General features: G+C 63.4%; 17 protein-coding genes. 9 read left to right on the forward strand and 8 right to left on the reverse strand.

The window, feature by feature from the left end:
* Positions 1-175 precede the first annotated feature (175 nt).
* Positions 176-1,420: a pyridoxal phosphate-dependent aminotransferase gene (locus C84B14_RS00515; protein WP_353221408.1), complete on the forward strand. Its 1,245-nt coding sequence runs from the start codon at positions 176-178 to the stop codon at positions 1,418-1,420.
* A gap of 67 nt (positions 1,421-1,487) precedes the next feature.
* Here C84B14_RS00515 and C84B14_RS00520 read toward each other — a convergent pair whose 3' ends face one another.
* The 6 genes from C84B14_RS00520 to C84B14_RS00545 all read right to left on the reverse strand — a co-directional run bounded on the left by C84B14_RS00520 (position 1,488) and on the right by C84B14_RS00545 (position 6,953).
* Positions 1,488-2,300: a hypothetical protein gene (locus tag C84B14_RS00520; protein ID WP_353221409.1), complete on the reverse strand. Its 813-nt coding sequence runs from the start codon at positions 2,298-2,300 to the stop codon at positions 1,488-1,490.
* An 8-nt stretch (positions 2,301-2,308) separates the two neighbouring features.
* Complete coding sequence (locus C84B14_RS00525) at positions 2,309-3,361, reverse strand: SAM-dependent methyltransferase (protein ID WP_353221410.1); 1,053 nt, start codon at positions 3,359-3,361, stop codon at positions 2,309-2,311.
* A gap of 23 nt (positions 3,362-3,384) precedes the next feature.
* Complete coding sequence (locus C84B14_RS00530; protein WP_353221411.1) at positions 3,385-4,164, reverse strand: DUF1295 domain-containing protein; 780 nt, start codon at positions 4,162-4,164, stop codon at positions 3,385-3,387.
* A 63-nt stretch (positions 4,165-4,227) separates the two neighbouring features.
* Complete coding sequence (locus tag C84B14_RS00535) at positions 4,228-5,958, reverse strand: CocE/NonD family hydrolase (protein WP_353221412.1); 1,731 nt, start codon at positions 5,956-5,958, stop codon at positions 4,228-4,230.
* A 5-nt stretch (positions 5,959-5,963) separates the two neighbouring features.
* Positions 5,964-6,413: an acyl-CoA thioesterase gene (locus C84B14_RS00540; RefSeq protein WP_353221413.1), complete on the reverse strand. Its 450-nt coding sequence runs from the start codon at positions 6,411-6,413 to the stop codon at positions 5,964-5,966.
* A gap of 84 nt (positions 6,414-6,497) precedes the next feature.
* A complete protein-coding gene (locus tag C84B14_RS00545; protein WP_348765717.1) occupies positions 6,498-6,953 on the reverse strand; it encodes an RT0821/Lpp0805 family surface protein in 456 nt (151 codons plus the stop codon).
* 185 nt (positions 6,954-7,138) lie between these two features.
* On the opposite strand from C84B14_RS00545, the gene C84B14_RS00550 reads away from it, so the two are divergent.
* The 6 genes from C84B14_RS00550 to eda all read left to right on the forward strand — a co-directional run bounded on the left by C84B14_RS00550 (position 7,139) and on the right by eda (position 13,591).
* Positions 7,139-7,561 carry a DMT family transporter gene (locus tag C84B14_RS00550; protein ID WP_353221414.1) on the forward strand — a complete coding sequence of 141 codons (423 nt, stop codon included), beginning with the start codon at positions 7,139-7,141 and terminating at the stop codon, positions 7,559-7,561.
* A 111-nt stretch (positions 7,562-7,672) separates the two neighbouring features.
* Entirely contained in the window at positions 7,673-8,674 is a 1,002-nt protein-coding gene (locus C84B14_RS00555) for an NAD(P)H-quinone oxidoreductase (protein ID WP_353221415.1), read from the forward strand.
* Positions 8,675-8,876: 202 nt separating this feature from the next.
* On the forward strand, positions 8,877-10,358 hold the full coding sequence (gene zwf / locus C84B14_RS00560; RefSeq protein WP_353221416.1) for a glucose-6-phosphate dehydrogenase: 1,482 nt from the start codon (positions 8,877-8,879) through the stop codon (positions 10,356-10,358).
* A gap of 2 nt (positions 10,359-10,360) precedes the next feature.
* Positions 10,361-11,050, forward strand: a complete 690-nt coding sequence (gene pgl, locus C84B14_RS00565) for a 6-phosphogluconolactonase (protein ID WP_353221417.1) — start codon at positions 10,361-10,363, stop codon at positions 11,048-11,050.
* A gap of 31 nt (positions 11,051-11,081) precedes the next feature.
* On the forward strand, positions 11,082-12,959 hold the full coding sequence (gene edd, locus C84B14_RS00570) for a phosphogluconate dehydratase (RefSeq protein ID WP_353221418.1): 1,878 nt from the start codon (positions 11,082-11,084) through the stop codon (positions 12,957-12,959).
* On the forward strand, positions 12,956-13,591 hold the full coding sequence (eda, locus tag C84B14_RS00575) for a bifunctional 4-hydroxy-2-oxoglutarate aldolase/2-dehydro-3-deoxy-phosphogluconate aldolase (protein ID WP_353221419.1): 636 nt from the start codon (positions 12,956-12,958) through the stop codon (positions 13,589-13,591). Before edd ends, eda begins: the two co-directional genes overlap by 4 nt.
* A 694-nt stretch (positions 13,592-14,285) precedes the next feature.
* Here eda and C84B14_RS00580 read toward each other — a convergent pair.
* Together C84B14_RS00580 and C84B14_RS00585 are read right to left on the reverse strand one after the other, a co-directional pair.
* A complete protein-coding gene (locus C84B14_RS00580) occupies positions 14,286-14,936 on the reverse strand; it encodes a DNA-3-methyladenine glycosylase family protein (RefSeq protein WP_353221420.1) in 651 nt (216 codons plus the stop codon).
* Entirely contained in the window at positions 14,933-15,580 is a 648-nt protein-coding gene (locus C84B14_RS00585; protein ID WP_353221421.1) for an SDR family oxidoreductase, read from the reverse strand. The genes C84B14_RS00580 and C84B14_RS00585 overlap by 4 nt, the downstream gene beginning before the upstream one ends.
* 125 nt (positions 15,581-15,705) lie before the next feature.
* On the opposite strand from C84B14_RS00585, the gene C84B14_RS00590 reads away from it, so the two are divergent.
* Together C84B14_RS00590 and map are read left to right on the forward strand one after the other, a co-directional pair.
* Positions 15,706-16,401: a glutathione binding-like protein gene (locus C84B14_RS00590; RefSeq protein WP_353221422.1), complete on the forward strand. Its 696-nt coding sequence runs from the start codon at positions 15,706-15,708 to the stop codon at positions 16,399-16,401.
* Between the two features lie 283 nt (positions 16,402-16,684).
* Positions 16,685-17,443, forward strand: a complete 759-nt coding sequence (gene map / locus C84B14_RS00595; protein WP_353221423.1) for a type I methionyl aminopeptidase — start codon at positions 16,685-16,687, stop codon at positions 17,441-17,443.
* Positions 17,444-17,476: the final 33 nt, after the last annotated feature.

Here is a 17,476-nt window from a genome sequence, read left to right on the forward strand (position 1 = left end):
TTCATGAAGCGCGGGATTCCATGGATCATGCAGCACGGTACCCAGAGGCCGAGCCGAGCGTCAATAGCTGCTTCGAATCCCCGTGGCGACTTGTCTTGACCGGACTTGCAAGACCTGCCTACGCTCGCGCTGATGGCCCTGTCCGGCCATTGCCATCCTGCGTCACGAGGCACCCATGGTCGCGAACCTGAAAAAGAGCAAAGAGATCCTGTCCGCCGATCCGGATGAGCGTTACGTGCGCGACCGGCTGGTGTGGAATCCGGCCATGCACGCGATCCCGATTTCGGGCATTCGCCGCATGGTCAATCGGGCCGCCGAGCTCGACGACGTCGTTCATCTGTCGATCGGCCAGCCCGACTTCGCCACGCCGCGCCATATCATCGATGCGCATATCCATGCGCTGGAAGCCGGCCAGACCGGTTACACCATGGATGCGGGGTTGCCGGAGCTTCTGACCGCGCTCAAGGAATACTACAACGCGCGCTATCGCAGCACGCTCACCGAAGACAACTTCCTGGTCACCACCGGGGCCACGGAAGGCATCTATCTGCTGATTACGGCCATGGCCGCGCCGGGGCGCGAGTTCATCATCGCCGACCCGACCTTCCTGCTGTATGCGCCGTTGATTCGCATGAACGGGGGCCAGGTGCGCACCGTGCCGACCAAGGCCAGCGAAGGCCATCAGATCGACCCCGAGCGCATCATCAACATGATCGGGCCCAATACGCACGCGATCATTCTGAACTCGCCAAGCAACCCCACCGGGACCGTCTATCCGCGCGAAACCGTGGAATGGCTTTGCCAGGAAGCCGCCTACCGCGGCGTCGAGATCGTCTCCGACGAGGTTTACGACAACCTCATTCTCGACGATATCGACTATCCGAGCGTGCTCTCCTGTGCCACCGACCTGGACGGCGTGGCCGTGGTGTCGAGTTTTTCCAAGACCTATGCCATGCCGGGGCTGCGCGTGGGCTGGATCGTGGCCGATCAGAACACCATCCGCACCCTGCGTCGTTACCACATGTTCACGACCACGGTCGCGAGTACGCCCGCCCAGTGGGCGGGGGTGGCCGCGCTGCTCGGCGATCAGAGCTGCGTGGATGAGATGGTGCGCGAATATTCGCGCCGGCGTGACCGGGTGGTGGATCTGGTGGCCGATACGCCGGGGCTGACCGGCTACTGGCCGCAGGGCGCGTTCTATATCGCACCCTCGCTGCCGCACGGCGTGGACGGCGGCAACCTGTGCATGCGCATGCTCGAGGAAACGGGTGTGTGCGTGATTCCGGGCGATGCCTTCGGTGAGGATTCGAACAGCCTGATGCGCATCAGCTACTCGACCTCGATGGAAAAGATCGAGGAGGCCTTCGAGCGGCTACAGCCCTGGATGGCGCGTCAGCCGGAGCTGCGCGGCTATAGCTGACGGCACCGTATCGGCTCGCACGAAAAGCCCGGGGTTGTTGTTCCAACCCCGGGCTTTTTTGTGGGCGTCAGCCGTCCAGGGCGCCGCACTGTGCCGAAGGCGCACCCGCGTAACGGGCCTCGGACGGCATCTCGCTGGCATAGGTCACGCGTACGGGGTATACCTCGCCAGCGTCGTTGTGCATGTTGCCGATGCCCCGGTATTCGAGCAGCCGCTTACTTTCGGGGTCGTAGGTGAGCTTGAGCGAATCCACGAAGAAATTCACGAGGAACATATCCAGCTCGGCGTCGAAAACGACCGCCTCGCTGCCCTCGAACGTCGTGGTGCCGGTCTGTTTGGCGCGTAGTTTGACCACGGCCTGCCGGCCCGCGGCCGCGAAGTTGAACGCGATGGTCTTGCCAGCCGTCAGCGCGTCGAAGCGCTCGCGCACCAGCGGGTCGAAGCCGGAGTCGGCCGCCATCGGCGGCTCGATCGTGAAGGTCTTGGTCTGTTCCTGCGCATCGCTCGACTCGCGTCGGAACATGGTCCACTGGCCATTGGCGTGGCGAATGCCTTCCTGATAGCCGCTGGCGGGAATCTCGAGGGTATAGGTGGGCACCGTATCGCTGTCGGCAAACTCGAGTTGTTTGGTGGCGATCGTCTGGCCGTTACGGCCGACGTAGGTCACATCCCAATGGTTGATCTTGCCGTCGACAAAGCGTTGTTCGTGGTGCTCGGTGTAACGATAGTCGCCGCCCTCGAGGGTATAGCCGTAGCCGTTGAAACAGCGCATGTCGCCGTCGCTCGTGCTTTGCTGGGCCATGCCCGCGGTCGCGCCGAGGGCGATGCCGGTGCCGGCCAGTACCACCGCGGTGGAGCGCATCAGATGCTGTGTATGCATGGTTTTCCTCAGCTGGAGCGTTGGCGTTGCGGTACGAACAGGTAGTGGGCAATACCCCACTCGTTGCCGGCGTTGTAGCCGAACAATTCGGCAACGGCCATGAAGAACATCCGCCAGCGTTGAAACCAGCGTTCGGCTTCAGCGTCGCCGTAGGTTTCGCGAAATATCGCCATGATCGGTTTCTCGGCGGCATCCATGCGCTCGAGCCAGCTGTTGGCGGTATCGCGATAGTGAGTGCCGGACAGCCACCAGTGCTTGCGCAGGCGCATGTCTTCCTGAAAGTGTGCGAACAGATGCTCGCTGGGCATGATGCCGCCGGTAAAGAAATAACGCGCCATCCAGTCGTAGTCGCCGTCGTTTTCGAACGTGTAGGCGAGCAGCTTATGGGCGAAGACGTGTACGAACAGACGGCCGTCGTCGACCAGCCAGCGGCTGATGCGCGCGAACAATTCGCGGTAGTTGCGCATGTGTTCGAACATCTCGACCGAAACGATGCGGTCAAAGCATCGCTCGCCCGGGTCGAACTCGTTGATGTCGCAGGTTTGAACCTGCAGGTTATGCAGCCCGAGCCGGCTCGCGTTTGCCTCGATCGCCTCGCGCTGGGCATTGGAATTGGACACGGCGACGATATCGGCGCTGGGGAAGCGCTTGGCCGCCCATAGCGCAAACGAACCCCAGCCGCAGCCCAAATCGAGAATACGCTGGCCATCGTGCAGCCGCGCGCGCTCGGCATAGAGCGCGAGCATGGCGTGCTCGGCCTGATCGAGCGTCTTGATGCCGGGCTCGAACAGGCAGCCGCTGTATTTGCGATGCGCACCGAGAACGTATTCGAAGAAGGCGGGCGGCAGCTCGTAGTGCTGGGCGTTAGCGTCCTCGGTGTGCTGGGCGATGGGCCCGGTCGAGGCGCGCTCGAGAAAACGGCGCATATGATTGCTGCGCCATTCCGGATCGCGCGCCTCACGGCTGGTCAGCCGGCTGCCGATGAGCCGACGCATGCCGACGCGGGCAATCGGGTCCGGCACGAGGCCACGTTCACACCAATCTATCGCCAGACTACTCAACAACGTTCTCCTTGATCGTGCGATTATTTTTTTGGTGGCCAGGGAATGAACGCACTTGTACGACGAACGTATTCGTCATGGCCTTCGCGTTTTTCCGACGCCTGCTTGTTTTCGATTGTGGGAATCCCCGAGACCCGCAGCAAAAGCCAGGCCATGATCACCGGGCTGGCCAGTGTCGCCCACCAGTATGGCGCGCCGATGGCAAGCACCACGTAGGTCACCCAGTGCAGCGATTCGAAAAAATAGTTTGGGTGTCGAGAATAGCGCCAAAGCCCCTCGGCGCACACCTTGCCGCGGTTTTCCGGCTTTTGCTTGAAGCGGTGCAGCTGGGCATCTGCCGTGCCTTCCCCCACCACGGAAACGAACCATACCGCGACGGCGGCCAGCGCTACCGTAAGCGACGGCGCCTCGGGCATATAGGCCACGACCAGAAACGGTATCGAAAGAATCGAGGCTGCCACCGCCTGAAACAGAAAGAAGCCGAGCATGTAGAGGTCGGCTTTCTTGCCCCAGGCCTCACGGGCCGCGGCATAGCGCGAATCCTCGGGGGCACCGCGCATGCGTTTGGCCAGATAGCCGGCCAGGCGCAGCGCCCAGGTCAGTGCCAGCGCGGCCAGCAGAATGCGTGCGGATGCCGGCGCATCGCCGAGCAGGGCATATTCGGCAGCGATCAGGCCGACCGCCGCCGACCATACGACATCCACCAGCCCTGCATTGCGGGTGAACAGCTGGATGATCCATACCAGGGTTAGCAGTATCGCGGCCGTTGCCAGCCCTATGCCAAACGCCGCAAGCGCACTCATGCGGACTCCTTTTCGATGGTTAAACGCATGAACGATTCCTTGCGCGATCGTGGGGCGGGCGGGTCAAACTACGTCGACGATCGGCAGTGCGATGCGTCCTTTAACGTCAATTCGGCCCGGAATCGCAGAAAAACTTGCCAGATACTGGGGATGATAGCCGTACACCAGCAGACCCAGTCTATCCCCGGCATGCAGGCGATGGCTTACGCCGTTGAGATCGAGTTCGCGCCGGCCGCCGCCGCGGATCGGACGCACCTGCTTATTGAGCAGCACCGTGGTGGCATGGCCGGCCCGCTTCACTCCGAGTCCGACGAATGCGATCGGATTGCGGTCGCTGCCGCTGATATCGATATCGATCTGCGGGATCCCGGCGATCGCCTGATTTTCGGCATCGACGGTCATCAGCTCGATGAAGCTGCCGCCGCTGGCCAGTTCGTCGAGATGATCGGAGGGCAGCGCGTTGACGAGCCGTGCGACCAGCGCGGTTTCGTCGCCGCTTGCAGGCTTGTCGCGGTCGAACACGCGCTTGATGGCCGTCCAGGCGTTGCCGGCCGTGCCCGTGGTGAGCGACCACAGCCGCGATACGCTCTGGCGGCGCACGATGCCCAGCAGCAGGTCGAGCCCGCCGGTCGTGGCCTGACCGGCGAATTCCACCGTGGGGCCGGCTTCACCGGTGCCCACGGGCAGCGTATCGAAGAACAGGCTCGTTTCGTCGTCGAGCACGATCATGTTGCGGGGCACGTCGCGGGCCGGCGTCTTGCCTTTGAGCTTCCAGTCCAGATAGGCCAGTTCGAGTTCGCTGGTGTCGATATAGTCGTCGTCGATACGCAGGCTGGCATCGGTCTGGTAGGCGATACGATCGATATCCTGCAGAAACGGCAGGCTATGGCCGTACTGCATGGCGATCAGATGCACGTCGTTGCCGGCCGCGCGCAGGGCAGCGGTATTGGCTGCGGCTTCGTTGAGGTTGAACAGGGTGTCGCCCACGCCCTGGACCAGCAGCACGTCGACGTTCGGCGTGCGGCGGGTTTGGCAGGGTTCGCGTTGGCCGTCGCGGGCGATATGCCCGTCATAGAACGAGGCCGGGCTGCTGTTGTAGAGCCGGTCGATCACGGTCTGGGACAGGCCACGGCCGGTCAGCGTCGAGGCCAGACCCTCGGCCAGCGCCCGATAGAGCAGCGGATCCAGGCGTACGCCTGAGGTGGGTATGCCCAGGGCCACCAGGGCCGCGCCCCAGGCGGTCTTGACCACGTTATCCGGTGCCAGGCTGTAGCTCAGGTCGTACCAGGTCGCGGTGGGTACGAGCGCGTCGAAGCGGTCATCGATACAGGCGCCGATGAGCTGGAAACCGCCGCCATAGGACAGGCCCAGGCCACCGATGATCGGAGCGCCGTTGCGATAGGCCAGGCGCTCGCGCTCGGGCATGTCGTTTTCGGCCCAGTCGAGAATGGCGCTGATATCCACGCCCTCGACCTCGGGGTTCATGATTTCCACGCAGCCGCCGGAATCGCCGAAGCCGCGCTGGTCGAAACTGATCACGAAATAGCCGTCGTTCGCGGCGCGCCGTGCGGCCTCGGTCGAGGGCAGGATGCCGCCGGAGAGCACTTCATAGACCGAGCGCTCGTGGCGATTGGTCAGTCGTGCGCCGCCAAAACCGTGGCCGTGCAGGATCAGCGGCGCGGTTGCGCCGGCGGCCAGCGCCGGCTGCATCACCGTGATCGCGATTTCCACGCCGTCATCGGGATTCGTGACGATCGCGCTGTAGTCGCGGGCTTCGAGTGTCGCCGAGCTCATGGCGTTTATCCGGCCGTGTCGCCGGGCAAATGGATAGCCGCCAGCGCGTCGCGCAGGGCCGACGGAATGGCCTCGGCACGATTGGTTTCGCGATTGACGAACACATGCACGAAATCGCCGTGCGCGCTCGCGGTATCGGCACCGGCCTGAAAAATGCCGATGCCGTAGGTCGTGGATCGGCTCCCCAGATGCTTGACCACCAGCCCGGCCTCGAGCTTTTCGGGGAAGGCGACCGGGGCGTGGTACTGGCAGCGCGATTCGACCACGAAACCCACCACCGGGGCGTTGTGTATGTCCAGACCGCCGACTTCGATCAGGTAGCGGTTGGCTGCGGTGTCGAAGTAGGAGTAATAAGTCACGTTGTTGACGTGGCCATACACGTCGTTATCCATCCAGCGGGTGGGCATGTCGCAGAACCAGGGATAGTCCTGTCGAGTGGGGCGATCTTGCGGCATGGGTATCGGGCTCTTGGCTCAAAAACGCCAGCTTACAAAAAAGAAGCCGGGCAGTGCCCGGCTTCGATCCGCTGCGGCCGTGGTTTACGACTGCACTTTCCAGGTGCCGTCGGCCTGACGGCAGGCGGTACCGTTAACCTTTTCCGGCTGGCCGTCGACGTTGGCGTTCATGGTGAACTCGCGACAGGGCTGGTTGCCGCTGTTGTAGGTGCGGGTCGGGGTCACCGAATAGTTGGAGTTGGTATCCGGGTTGTTCCAGCTCGACGTGTTGCCGGTCTGGTTGGTTTCCAGGGCGCTGCCGAACTGCTGACGGTCGCGCTGGCCGAAGTTGTCGCCAATGCGACGGCCAAGTGCTGCGCCCGCGAGGGTGCCCACGACGGTGGCAATGGTGGTGCCACGGCCGCTGCCGATCTGCGAACCGGCTGCGCCGCCGGCAATGCCGCCGAGCACGGTGCCGGTATCGCCGGAGCTCCAATTGGCACAGCCGCTCATGGCCACGGTAAGCGCCAGGGCACTGATAAAACTCAAGGTCTTGGTCATGCTTTCTCTCCCGAGGGGGCCCGCGCTGTACGAGCCGGTCTATCCGAAAATCTCGATATTCAGTGTAACCAAAACAGGCGACGACGGTCGTCGGCGCAGCGCGATCGACGTTGGCGACAGCCTCATGGCCCCGGTACTCTGACGCAGCGTTTACGAATCGCGGCTGAATCCGTGCCGGGTTTTCGATGTTCACCACCACGCGGCAATGCGCGGCGCGGCGTGTCTTTAAGCCACGCGCGTATCGTCGCCGGCGCCCTCGTTATTTCGGTCAAGGACAATCCGATATGAGCCAAGGCGCGCTGCTGCTGGCATTCGCCATTCTGTTCGAGGTGATCGGCACCACCTGCATGAAGCTATCCGAAGGGTTTACGCGGCTGTGGCCGTCGCTTGGCATCGTGGTGTTTTATGTCGCTTCCTTCACTTGTCTGACGCTGGCGCTGCGCCATCTGCAGGTCAGCGTCGCCTATGCGATATGGGCCGGGCTGGGCACGGTGCTGATCACGCTCATCGGCGTGATGTTGTTCCACGAGCCGATGAGCGCATGGCGCGCGGGCTGCATCGCGCTGGTGCTTGTCGGCGTGATTGGCTTGAACCTGTCGCACGGCTAAGCGATACGGGATGGCCGCCCCGGCGTCGGGGTAGACGCGTCGGGTTCATCAACGCGCGGAATTATCTATATCCTGTGGCCGGTAAATAAAACTCGATTTCAGGAGATCCCCATGCGGGCATGGTTGGTACAAGAACCGGGCGCCCCGGAAGCGCTCGAACTCAAGACGATAGACGCCCCCGAGCCGGGGCCGGACGAGATTCTGGTCGACGTGCGCGCGGTCGGCATCAATCAGGCCGACGTACTCCAGCGCAAGGGCGGCTACCCGCCGCCGAACGGTTTCGACGTACGTCGTCCCGGCCTGGAATATGCCGGCGAGGTCATTGCCGTCGGCGATCGCGTGACCGCGCGCAAGGTCGGCGAACGGGTGATGGGTTTGATCGGCGGCGGCTCCTATGCCGAACAGCTGGTGGTGCACGAACGCGAAGCGCTCACCATTCCGCCGCACTACGATTTCGAGCAGGCCGCGGCCATGCCGGAGGCCTTTCTCACCGCCTATCGCGGCCTGTTCCTGGTGGGCGAACTGGCCCCGGGCCAGTGGGCGCTGGTACGCGGCGCAACCTCGGGCGTGGGCCAGGCCGGCCTGCAGCTCATTCAGGCCATGGGCGCGCGCAGCATCGCCACCAGCCGCAAGCAGGCGCGCCTCGATGAAATGGAGCAGCGCTTCAAGTCGCTCGGCTTTGACAGGGCCTACGACCTCGGCCTGGAAGACGGCAGCGACGGTGTGGCCAAGGCCGTACAGGAACAGACCGGCGGCGCCCACGTGGTGCTGGATTTCGTGGGTGGCCCGGCCCTGGCCGATAACCTCGATGCGTTGCGCCCGGAAGGTCGTCAGGTTCAGATTGGCCTGATCGGCGGGCGCAAGAGCGATATCGATATGGGCAAGCTGCTCATGCGTCGCCTGAGTCTCGTGGCCATGACCATGCGTAGCCTGCCGCTGGAGCGCAAGATCATGCTCGCGCAGATGTTCGACGACCGCCTGCTGCCGCTGTTCGAAGCGGGCAAGCTCAAGCCGATCGTCGATCGCGCCTTTGCCTTCGAAGAAGCGGTGGAAGCACATCGGCTGATGGAATCCGGCGAGCACGCCGGCAAGCTGGTGCTCGTGCGCAGCTAGGCACGTCACTGCGAGCGGCGGGGCTGTTCGGCCTCGCCGCCGACCACCGGCGCGGCTGCTCGGCGCGCGCTCGATGCGTTGCCGCCACTCACTCGCGCGCCCACTCGCCGGGCGCAAACAACGATAGCTCAACGATTGGATCAATCGTTGCATACGTTAAATGCCATGATGACCCAGTGCTCATGGCAGGCGGTGTGCTTCGATGGCTGAATTCGTCCCGGTCGATCCCTTCGACCTCGTAATCTTTGGCGGCACCGGCGATCTGGCGCAGCGCAAACTCTTGCCCGCGCTGTTTCATCGCGACGGCGACGGTCAGTTCAGCGACGACAGCCGGATCGTTGCCGTATCGCGCGGTGATATCGATAGCGACGCCTATCGGAACTGGGTGCGCGAAACGCTGGAATCACAGCTGTCCGCCAAGGAACTCAAGGACGAGGTCTGGCAGCGCTTTTCGGCCCGTCTGCATCATGTCGGTCTGGATATGCAGGCCGATACCGGCTGGGACGACCTGGGTGCGGCACTCGATGCCGACAACAAACGCAGCCGCGTGTTCTATCTGGCCACGGCACCCGCGCTGTTCGGCACCGTCGCCCAACAGCTCCAGCATGCCGGTCTGACCGACGCCCGCTCGCGTATCGTGCTGGAAAAACCGGTGGGCCACGATTTCGACTCGGCCCGCGACATCAACGATGCCGTGGGTACGGTATTCGCGGAATCCCAGATCTATCGTATCGACCATTATCTGGGCAAGGAAACCGTCCAGAACGTGCTTGCGCTGCGCTTCGGCAATTCCCTGTTCGAGCCGCTCTGGGCACGCGGCGCGGTCGATCATGTGCAGATCACGGTGGCCGAAAATCTGGGCGTGGGCCAGCGCTTCGACTTCTACAACCGCACCGGCGCGCTGCGCGACATGGTGCAGAACCATATGCTGCAGCTGTTGTGCATGGTGGCCATGGAGCCGCCGGCGAGCATGCACCACGACGATATCCGCAACGAAAAGATCAAGGTGCTGCGGGCACTCAAGCCCATCACCCGCGAGGTGGTCAATCGTGTGACCGTACGCGGGCGCTATACCGCCGGCATCGTTGGCGGCGAGCCGGTGCCGGGCTACCGCGAAGAGGGCGAAAACCCCGACAACAACACCGCCGAGCAGGACACGGAAACGTTTGTTGCCATCAAGGCCGAAATCGATAACTGGCGCTGGAACGGCACCCCGTTCTATCTGCGTACCGGCAAGCGCATGGCCCGCAAGCTTTCCGAGATCGTGTTCCAATTCAAGCCGGTGCCGCATTCCATTTTCGGCGAGCAGCCGCTTACGCCCAATCGGCTCGTACTCAGCCTGCAGCCGGAAGAGGGCGTACAGCTCACGCTGATGACCAAGGAGCCGGGTCCGGGCGGTTTTCGTATGCGCTCGTTGCCGCTGAACCTGAATTTCCCCGATGCGTTTTCCGTCACTTATCCGGACGCCTACGAGCGATTGTTGATGGAAGTGCTGCGCGGCAACCCGGCGCTGTTCATGCGTCGCGACGAAATCGAAACCGCCTGGCGCTGGATCGATCGCATTATCGACAGCTGGCATACGCGCGGTGTGCGCACCCACGAATACATGGCCGGCAGCTGGGGGCCGACCGATTCCTTCGTACTGCTCGATCGCGACGACCGCCGTTGGGCCCAACCGGAATAGCCATGCCTCGCTTCAACACATTTCCCGATCGCGGTGCCTGTGCCCAGGCCCTGGCCGATGCGCTGGCGGCACAGCTGCGCGAGGGTATTGCCAATAACGGCCGGGCCACTCTCGTGCTCAGTGGTGGGTCTTCGCCGATCGATCTGTTCGAACGGCTTGCACTCATCGAACTCGACTGGTCGCGGGTGACCGTACTGCCCAGCGATGAACGCTGGGTCGCGCCCGATCAGCCCGAGAGCAACGAGGCCGCGCTGCGCGAGCATCTGCTCTATGGGCCGGGCAACGCGGCCCGGCTGTTTGGCCTGTATCGCGACAAACCGGCGCCGGCGGCTGCGCAATCCGAACTCGATGCCGAGCTGGCACAGCTGCCGCGCCCGTTCGATGCCGTGGTGCTCGGCATGGGCGAGGATGGGCATACCGCCTCGCTGTTTCCGGACGCCGTGAATATCGAAGCCTGCATGACAAGCGACGCCGAATGCGTGGTGCCCGAACGCGAGGGCGATGGCCCGGCACGCATCAGCCTGAGCCTGAATCGGCTGCTGGCCACGCGCTCGCTGTATCTGCTGTTTTTTGGCGCGGCCAAGCGGCGCGTGTACGACGCGGCCTGCGAGGCAGGCCCGGCGATCGAATACCCCGTTCGCGGCGTGATCCATCAGGGCCACGTACCCGTCGACGTGTACTGGTCCGACTAGATGCGGGCATCGCCCGCTGGAGCGACAAGCCATGAGTCTGCATCCTGTTATCGACGAAGTAACCCGGCGCGTGATCAAACGCAGTGCCGAAACGCGTGCGGCCTATCTGGCCAAGATCGACCATGCCCAGAGCGTGGGCCCGCATCGCGGCAAGCTCTCCTGCGGCAACCTTGCCCACGGTTTTGCAGTAGAGGACAAGCCAGGCAAGGACGCGCTCGCTGGTGCGCAGCGGCCGAACGTGGCGATCGTCTCGGCCTATAACGAAATGCTCTCGGCGCATCAGCCGCTGGGCGATTTTCCACCGATTATCAAAAAGGCCGCCTGGGCTGCCGGCGGCGTGGCCCAGTTCGCGGGCGGCGTACCGGCGATGTGCGATGGTGTGACCCAGGGCCAGCCCGGCATGGAGCTGTCGCTGTTCTCGCGCGATACCATCGCCATGGCCACCGCGATTGCACTCACACACAACATGTTCGACGGCGCGCTCTGTCTGGGCGTATGCGACAAGATCGTGCCGGGCCTGATGATCGGCGCGCTGTCGTTTGGTCACCTGCCGGTGATCTTCGTACCGGGCGGGCCGATGACCTCGGGGCTGTCGAACAAGATCAAGTCGGAAGTGCGCCAGCGCTTTGCAGCCGGTGAAATCGACCGCGACGAGCTGCTCAAGGCCGAGTCCATGTCCTACCACTCGCCGGGCACCTGTACGTTCTATGGCACCGCCAATTCCAATCAGCTGCTCATGGAATTCATGGGTCTGCATCTGCCGGGTGCGTCGTTCATCAACCCGAACACGCCGCTGCGCGAGGCGCTCACCGCGGCGGCCGCGAAGCGCGTAGTGGGCATCACCGAACTCTCCGAAGACTATCGCCCGATCGGGCGCATCGTGGATGAAAGATCGGTGATCAACGGCATCGTCGGGCTGCTCGCCTCGGGCGGCTCGACCAACCACACCATGCATATCGTGGCCATGGCACGGGCTGCGGGCGTCAAGATCGACTGGACCGATTTTGCCGAGATATCGGCGGTGGTTCCGCTGCTGGCCCGGGTGTACCCGAACGGCGTGGCCGACGTGAACCACTTCGCCGCGGCCGGCGGCATTCAGTTCATGATCCGCGAACTGCTGGCTGCCGGTTTGCTGCACGACGATGTCTCGACCGTGGTCGGCGACGGCCTGCATCGCTATACGCAGGAGCCGTTTCTCGACGGCGACGAGCTGGTCTGGCGCGAGGGCGCAGAACAAAGCCACGATACCGACGTGCTGCGCGGTGTGGCCGAGCCGTTCGCGGCCACTGGCGGGCTGCGTGTGCTCACCGGCAATCTCGGGCGCGGCATCATCAAGATATCGGCGGTCGAGAAACAGCACCGCACCATCCATGCACCGGCGCGGGTCTTCCCCAGTCAGGAGCACGTGCTCGAGGCCTACCAGGCCGGCGAGCTCGAACAGGACACGGCCATCGTCGTCATCAATCAGGGCCCGCGCGGCAACGGCATGCCCGAGCTGCACAAGCTCACGCCTTCGCTCGGCGTACTGCAGGACAAGGGCTACCAGGTCGCGCTCATCACCGACGGACGTATGTCCGGCGCCTCCGGCAAGATTCCGGCCGCGATCCAGATCACGCCGGAAGCGCGCCTCGGCGGTCTGATTGGCCGCATTCGCGATGGCGACATGATCGCGCTGGACGCCGAAGCCGGCGAACTGCGTGTGGAAGTGGACGACGCCGAACTCGAGGCGCGCGAGCCCACCACGTTCGATGACAAACCCGAAACCGAATTCGGCTTCGGCCGTGAGCTGTTCGCGGTATTTCGTCGCAACGTCGGCTCCGCCGAGGAGGGCGCCTGTGCGCTGCTCGATGCCCAGCCGGCACAGACCGAAACGCGAACCACGGTCGCCGAGCAGGCGCCGGCCGAATGAAGTACGACCAGACACGCCAGGTGATGGCGATCGCGCCGGTGATTCCGGTCGTGGTGGTGTCCGATGCCGCATCGGCGGTCGAAATCGCACGCGCGCTCGTGGCTGGCGGTATCCGCGTGATCGAGGTCACGCTACGAACCGAAGCAGGCCTGGCCGCGATCGAGGCGATCGCCCAACAGGTCGATGATATTTGTGTCGGCGCCGGCACGGTCTGGACTGCCGCCCAGGCCGAACAGGCCATCGCCGCCGGCGCTGAATTCATGGTTTCGCCCGGCATTGCCGACGACGTGAACGCAGTCGCGCAGGCCCGCGATATCGCCTATCTGCCCGGCGCGCAGACGGTCAGCGAGATCGCCTATCTCAAGCGTCAGGGCGTGACCGCTACGAAGCTGTTTCCCGCGTCGGTCGTCGGCGGGCCGGCCGCGATCAAGGCGTTTGCCAGCGTATTCCCCGAACTGGTGTTCTGCCCGACCGGGGGGATCAAGGAAGACACCGCCGGGGATTATCTGGCGTTGGATTGTGTGCCCTGTGTGGGCGGGAGCTGGCTGGTGTCGGCTGACGCTGTGGCGGCCGGTGATTGGGCGGCTGTTCGGGCTGCGGCCGAGCGGGCTTCTTTATTGTCTGGCGCTTGAGTGTTGAAAGCTGGGTCTTTTGTATCGCTAGTTTTTGGGATCAACTGGGCAGGTAAATTTGGACTTGGGGTTTCGCACTGCTGTGCGAGTTACTTCTCTTGCTTGCCCAAGAGAAGTAACCAAGAGAAGGGCACCCTGTCTTGCGTCGGCGCTGCGCGCCGATGCCCTCCCATCGCGAAGCGCGAGCGGGACGGCCGGAAACTCGCTGGCGCTCAAACATCCGGCCGTCTTTTCCGCTCGCGCTCCGCGCTGCTCGGCGCTACGCCCAAGGGACCCGAATACAGACAAGCGTCGCTACCGCTCGCTCAAAGTAACGATTCTCGTAGGTCGACTTAACGAAGCGTAAGCCGACAAGAACGCAGCTGCCGGCTCTGATTGCCGTTAATAGCCGTATCGACTGACCACTATAGGCGACGTCCCGTATTAATTCCGTTTGCGCAGCGACGTCGACGCTGCGCATCGGAGTGAACCGGCGTTAGCCGGCGCTGTGCCGGGTGTCTTTTGTGTTGGTTACTTAGTATTTGGACAAGCAAATATAAGTGACTCGCACAGCAGTGCGAAACAAAAGGTCCGCAAACTCGTAAGCATCGTAGGCCCGGCTGCTCGAAGCCATCGGTTTCAATGAGCGGCGTAGATAATTCGCAGTTCAGGGCTTCGCTCGAAGCAGGCCCGCAACAGCCCAATCACCCCAAAGCTACAACTCCAGCGCGCGCCACATGAACCAGCTTCCCACCGACCGATACGGCCGCCAGACCTCGCATTCGCGTTCCAGCTGCTTGGGTTTGGGCAGTTCCTCGCGCCCGTAGGTGATCGCGTAGCCCTTGCGTACGCCCAGGTCGTGAATGGGCATCACGTCCGGGCGGCCGAGGTGGAACAGCAACAGCATTTCCACCGTCCAGCGGCCGATGCCGCGAATGGCGGAATAGCGCTCGATCAACTCGGCGTCGTCGTAGTCTTCCAGACGGGACTCATCCGGCAGTTCGCCGGCCAGCTGGGCTGCGGCGAGCGCCTGCAGGCTGAGCATCTTGTTCTGCGACAGGCCCGCACCGCGCAGGGTGGCCTCGTCGGCCGCTGCGATGCGCAGTGCGCCGGGCGCATCGCCGCCGCCCAGCGCGTCGAGCAGGCGGCGGTGGATGGTGCCGGCCGCCTTGCCTGAAAGCTGCTGGTAGACGATCGCCCGCACCAGCGAATGAAAGACATCCGGCGCTGCCGTGGTCGACGGGGCGAACGGTTCGCAGCGGTCCATCAAGGCGCCCAGGGTGGGATCGACCGCGCGCAGATGCGCGACGGCCGTGTCTGCATCGAACATCAGCCGGGTGGGGCGTTCGTTCGACGTCTCGCTCATAGCCCTTGCAGCGATTCGATGGCGTCGGTGATCGGCGTATCGCCGGCCAGCACTTCGAGCGTGCGGTTATAGGAGGCCGGCGCATCCACCAGCGCGAGCAGCAGGGTGGCTACGTCGTCACGGGTAATCTCGCCGGTCCGGCCCAGCGACTCGGCCAGCTCGATCTTGCCCGTGCCGGCGTCGTTGGTCAGCTTGCCCGGCCGGACGATGGTGTAATCCAGGCCGGCCGCACGCAGCCGGTCATCCGCGGCTTTCTTGGCCTCGAAGTAGTGCCGCATCGATTCCGGGCCTTTCTCCGGCGTATCGGCATTCATGGCGGACACCATGATGAAACGCTGCACGCCGTTGGCCACCGCCTGGTCGATCAACGAAATCGCGCCGTGACGATCCACGTCCTCGGTTTTCTCGGGCGGCGTATGACCGCCGGAACCGGCGGTGAAGACCACGGTATCGACGTTCGCCAGCGCCTCGCTGCAATCGTCCTCCAGATCGGCAATGACGGTTTCGTGTGCGCCCAGGCCCGTCATCTCCGGCGCCTGGCCGGCGCTGCGGATCATGGCCACGGAGGTATGGTCGCTCTGGGCGATGGCCTGGATGAGGCGTTGGCCGATCTGCCCGTGCGAACCTGCAACAAGTATCTTCATGCAATGCTCCTGTGCGGTGCGGCGCCACCGATCGGCGGCGCCCGCCTTGAATAATCGCCTATGCCCTGCAACATCAGGCTGTATATAGCGAATACAAGCATACGTCGAAAGACGAAGGACCGTTCATGATCGATCTCTATACCTGGACCACCCCCAACGGGCACAAGATTCATATCGCGCTCGAGGAAATGGGCCTCGAATACACCGCCCACCCGATCAACATCGGCAAGGGCGACCAGTTCGGCGAAGAATTTCTCAAGATCAGCCCGAACAACAAAATCCCGGCGATGGTCGATCAGGACGGCCCCAATGGTAAGCCGTACGCCCTGTTCGAATCCGGCGCCATGTTGATCTATCTGGCCGAGAAAACAGGTCGCCTGTTGCCGACCGACACGGTCAAGCGTAACGACGTCATGCAGTGGCTCATGTTCCAGATGGCCAGCGTCGGCCCCATGCTCGGCCAGGCGCACCACTTCAACAAGTACGCGCCGGAGAAGATCGAATACGCCATCAAGCGCTACAAAAACGAGGCCAACCGTATCTACGGCGTCATGGATCGCCGCCTGGCCGACTTCAAGTTCCTGGCCGGTAACGACTATTCCATTGCCGATATCGCGACCTGGCCGTGGCTACGCAGCGCCGAGACCCAGGGCGTGAATATCGACGACTACCCGAACGTGCGTCGCTGGTTCGAAATGATTGGTGATCGCGAGAACGTCAAGAAAGGGCTGCAGGTCCTGGCCGACCATCACACCGACCTGAGCAAGGACAAGGATGCGATGGAGAATATGTTCGGTAACAAGCAGTACGAGAAGCGTTGATTGAGTACGCCTTCGGACGCCGTGGTTTCTGTCCGGTCGCTTGAGCGGTGACCGATCAGCAATTCTTGAATCGAGCCGGTTGTCGTCGGGCAACCGGCTCTTCGTAATTGTGGGTTCGCGTGTTGGCTCGTGGCCGATGTAGCCAGTCCTGTGCGAGGGCGGTCCGAATTTTCGCGCTTTAGGCTGAGCTCGCACTCTCGGCGGCGCCTCCCATAGGCTACGCACGGCGCCCGGCCGGCACCGGCGGGTATCATGGGCGCTCAATCAGCGCTTCAAGACGCCCATGACCATCGAAAACCAGAAAGATCTCGACGGTATTCTCGCCATCGGCCGTATCGTGGCCGAGATTCGCGACGCCATGCTGGCAGCGGTCCAGCCGGGGATGACAACGCTCGAGCTGGATGCAATCGGCGGGCAGATGTTGGCGCGGCTGGGGGCCACCTCGGCGCCGATTAAGTGCTACGACTTTCCGGGGTTTACCTGCATCAGCGTGAATGAAGAGGCCGCCCACGGGGTGCCGGGCGAACGGGTGATTGCTGCGGGCGATATCGTGAACGTGGATGTTTCGGCCGAGCGCGACGGTTATTTTGCCGATACCGGCGGTACGACGGTGGTCGCGCCGGTGGCGGACGAGCAGGCGACGCTGTGTCGGGCTACCGAGTTGGCGCTGGAGCGCGCGTTGGCGGAGGTGCGCACGGGTGCGCCCATCAACAGGATCGGCAAGGCGATCGAGGCGGTGGCAAAAAAACACCGGCTGAAGATCATCAAGAATCTGGCCGGGCACGGGCTGGGCCGCTCGTTGCACGAAGAGCCGGAAGGAATTCTCGGCTTCTACGACCGCAGTGATCGGCGGCGCTTGGAATACGGCCAGGTGATTGCGGTCGAACCTTTTTTATCCACGCGCAGCACTTTCGTATCGGAAACCGACGATGGCTGGACACTGGTGGGCGATCCGGCCAGCCGCTCGGCGCAGTTCGAGCATACGGTGGTCGTGACCGACGGTGCGCCCATTATCGCCACCCTTTCCCAGCACGCGGCGTAGCGCTCGCCTGTGCCTGCGGTGGAGCGGCGCCCA

The sequence above is a fragment of the Salinisphaera sp. C84B14 genome (assembly GCF_040361435.1).
Taxonomy (GTDB): Bacteria; Pseudomonadota; Gammaproteobacteria; order Nevskiales; family Salinisphaeraceae; genus Salinisphaera.

Bases quoted from the DNA above. Each gene is read 5' to 3' on its own strand.
- C84B14_RS00545 (WP_348765717.1), bottom strand. From the start codon at position 6,953: ATGACCAAGACCTTGAGTTTTATCAGTGCCCTGGCGCTTACCGTGGCC.
- zwf (WP_353221416.1), top strand. From the start codon at position 8,877: ATGGCTGAATTCGTCCCGGTCGATCCCTTCGACCTCGTAATCTTTGGC.
- C84B14_RS00520 (WP_353221409.1), bottom strand. From the start codon at position 2,300: ATGCATACACAGCATCTGATGCGCTCCACCGCGGTGGTACTGGCCGGC.
- C84B14_RS00535 (WP_353221412.1), bottom strand. From the start codon at position 5,958: ATGAGCTCGGCGACACTCGAAGCCCGCGACTACAGCGCGATCGTCACG.
- edd (WP_353221418.1), top strand. From the start codon at position 11,082: ATGAGTCTGCATCCTGTTATCGACGAAGTAACCCGGCGCGTGATCAAA.
- map (WP_353221423.1), top strand. From the start codon at position 16,685: ATGACCATCGAAAACCAGAAAGATCTCGACGGTATTCTCGCCATCGGC.
- pgl (WP_353221417.1), top strand. From the start codon at position 10,361: ATGCCTCGCTTCAACACATTTCCCGATCGCGGTGCCTGTGCCCAGGCC.
- C84B14_RS00585 (WP_353221421.1), bottom strand. From the start codon at position 15,580: ATGAAGATACTTGTTGCAGGTTCGCACGGGCAGATCGGCCAACGCCTC.
- C84B14_RS00540 (WP_353221413.1), bottom strand. From the start codon at position 6,413: ATGCCGCAAGATCGCCCCACTCGACAGGACTATCCCTGGTTCTGCGAC.
- C84B14_RS00515 (WP_353221408.1), top strand. From the start codon at position 176: ATGGTCGCGAACCTGAAAAAGAGCAAAGAGATCCTGTCCGCCGATCCG.
- eda (WP_353221419.1), top strand. From the start codon at position 12,956: ATGAAGTACGACCAGACACGCCAGGTGATGGCGATCGCGCCGGTGATT.
- C84B14_RS00550 (WP_353221414.1), top strand. From the start codon at position 7,139: ATGTTCACCACCACGCGGCAATGCGCGGCGCGGCGTGTCTTTAAGCCA.
- C84B14_RS00530 (WP_353221411.1), bottom strand. From the start codon at position 4,164: ATGAGTGCGCTTGCGGCGTTTGGCATAGGGCTGGCAACGGCCGCGATA.
- C84B14_RS00580 (WP_353221420.1), bottom strand. From the start codon at position 14,936: ATGAGCGAGACGTCGAACGAACGCCCCACCCGGCTGATGTTCGATGCA.
- C84B14_RS00555 (WP_353221415.1), top strand. From the start codon at position 7,673: ATGCGGGCATGGTTGGTACAAGAACCGGGCGCCCCGGAAGCGCTCGAA.
- C84B14_RS00590 (WP_353221422.1), top strand. From the start codon at position 15,706: ATGATCGATCTCTATACCTGGACCACCCCCAACGGGCACAAGATTCAT.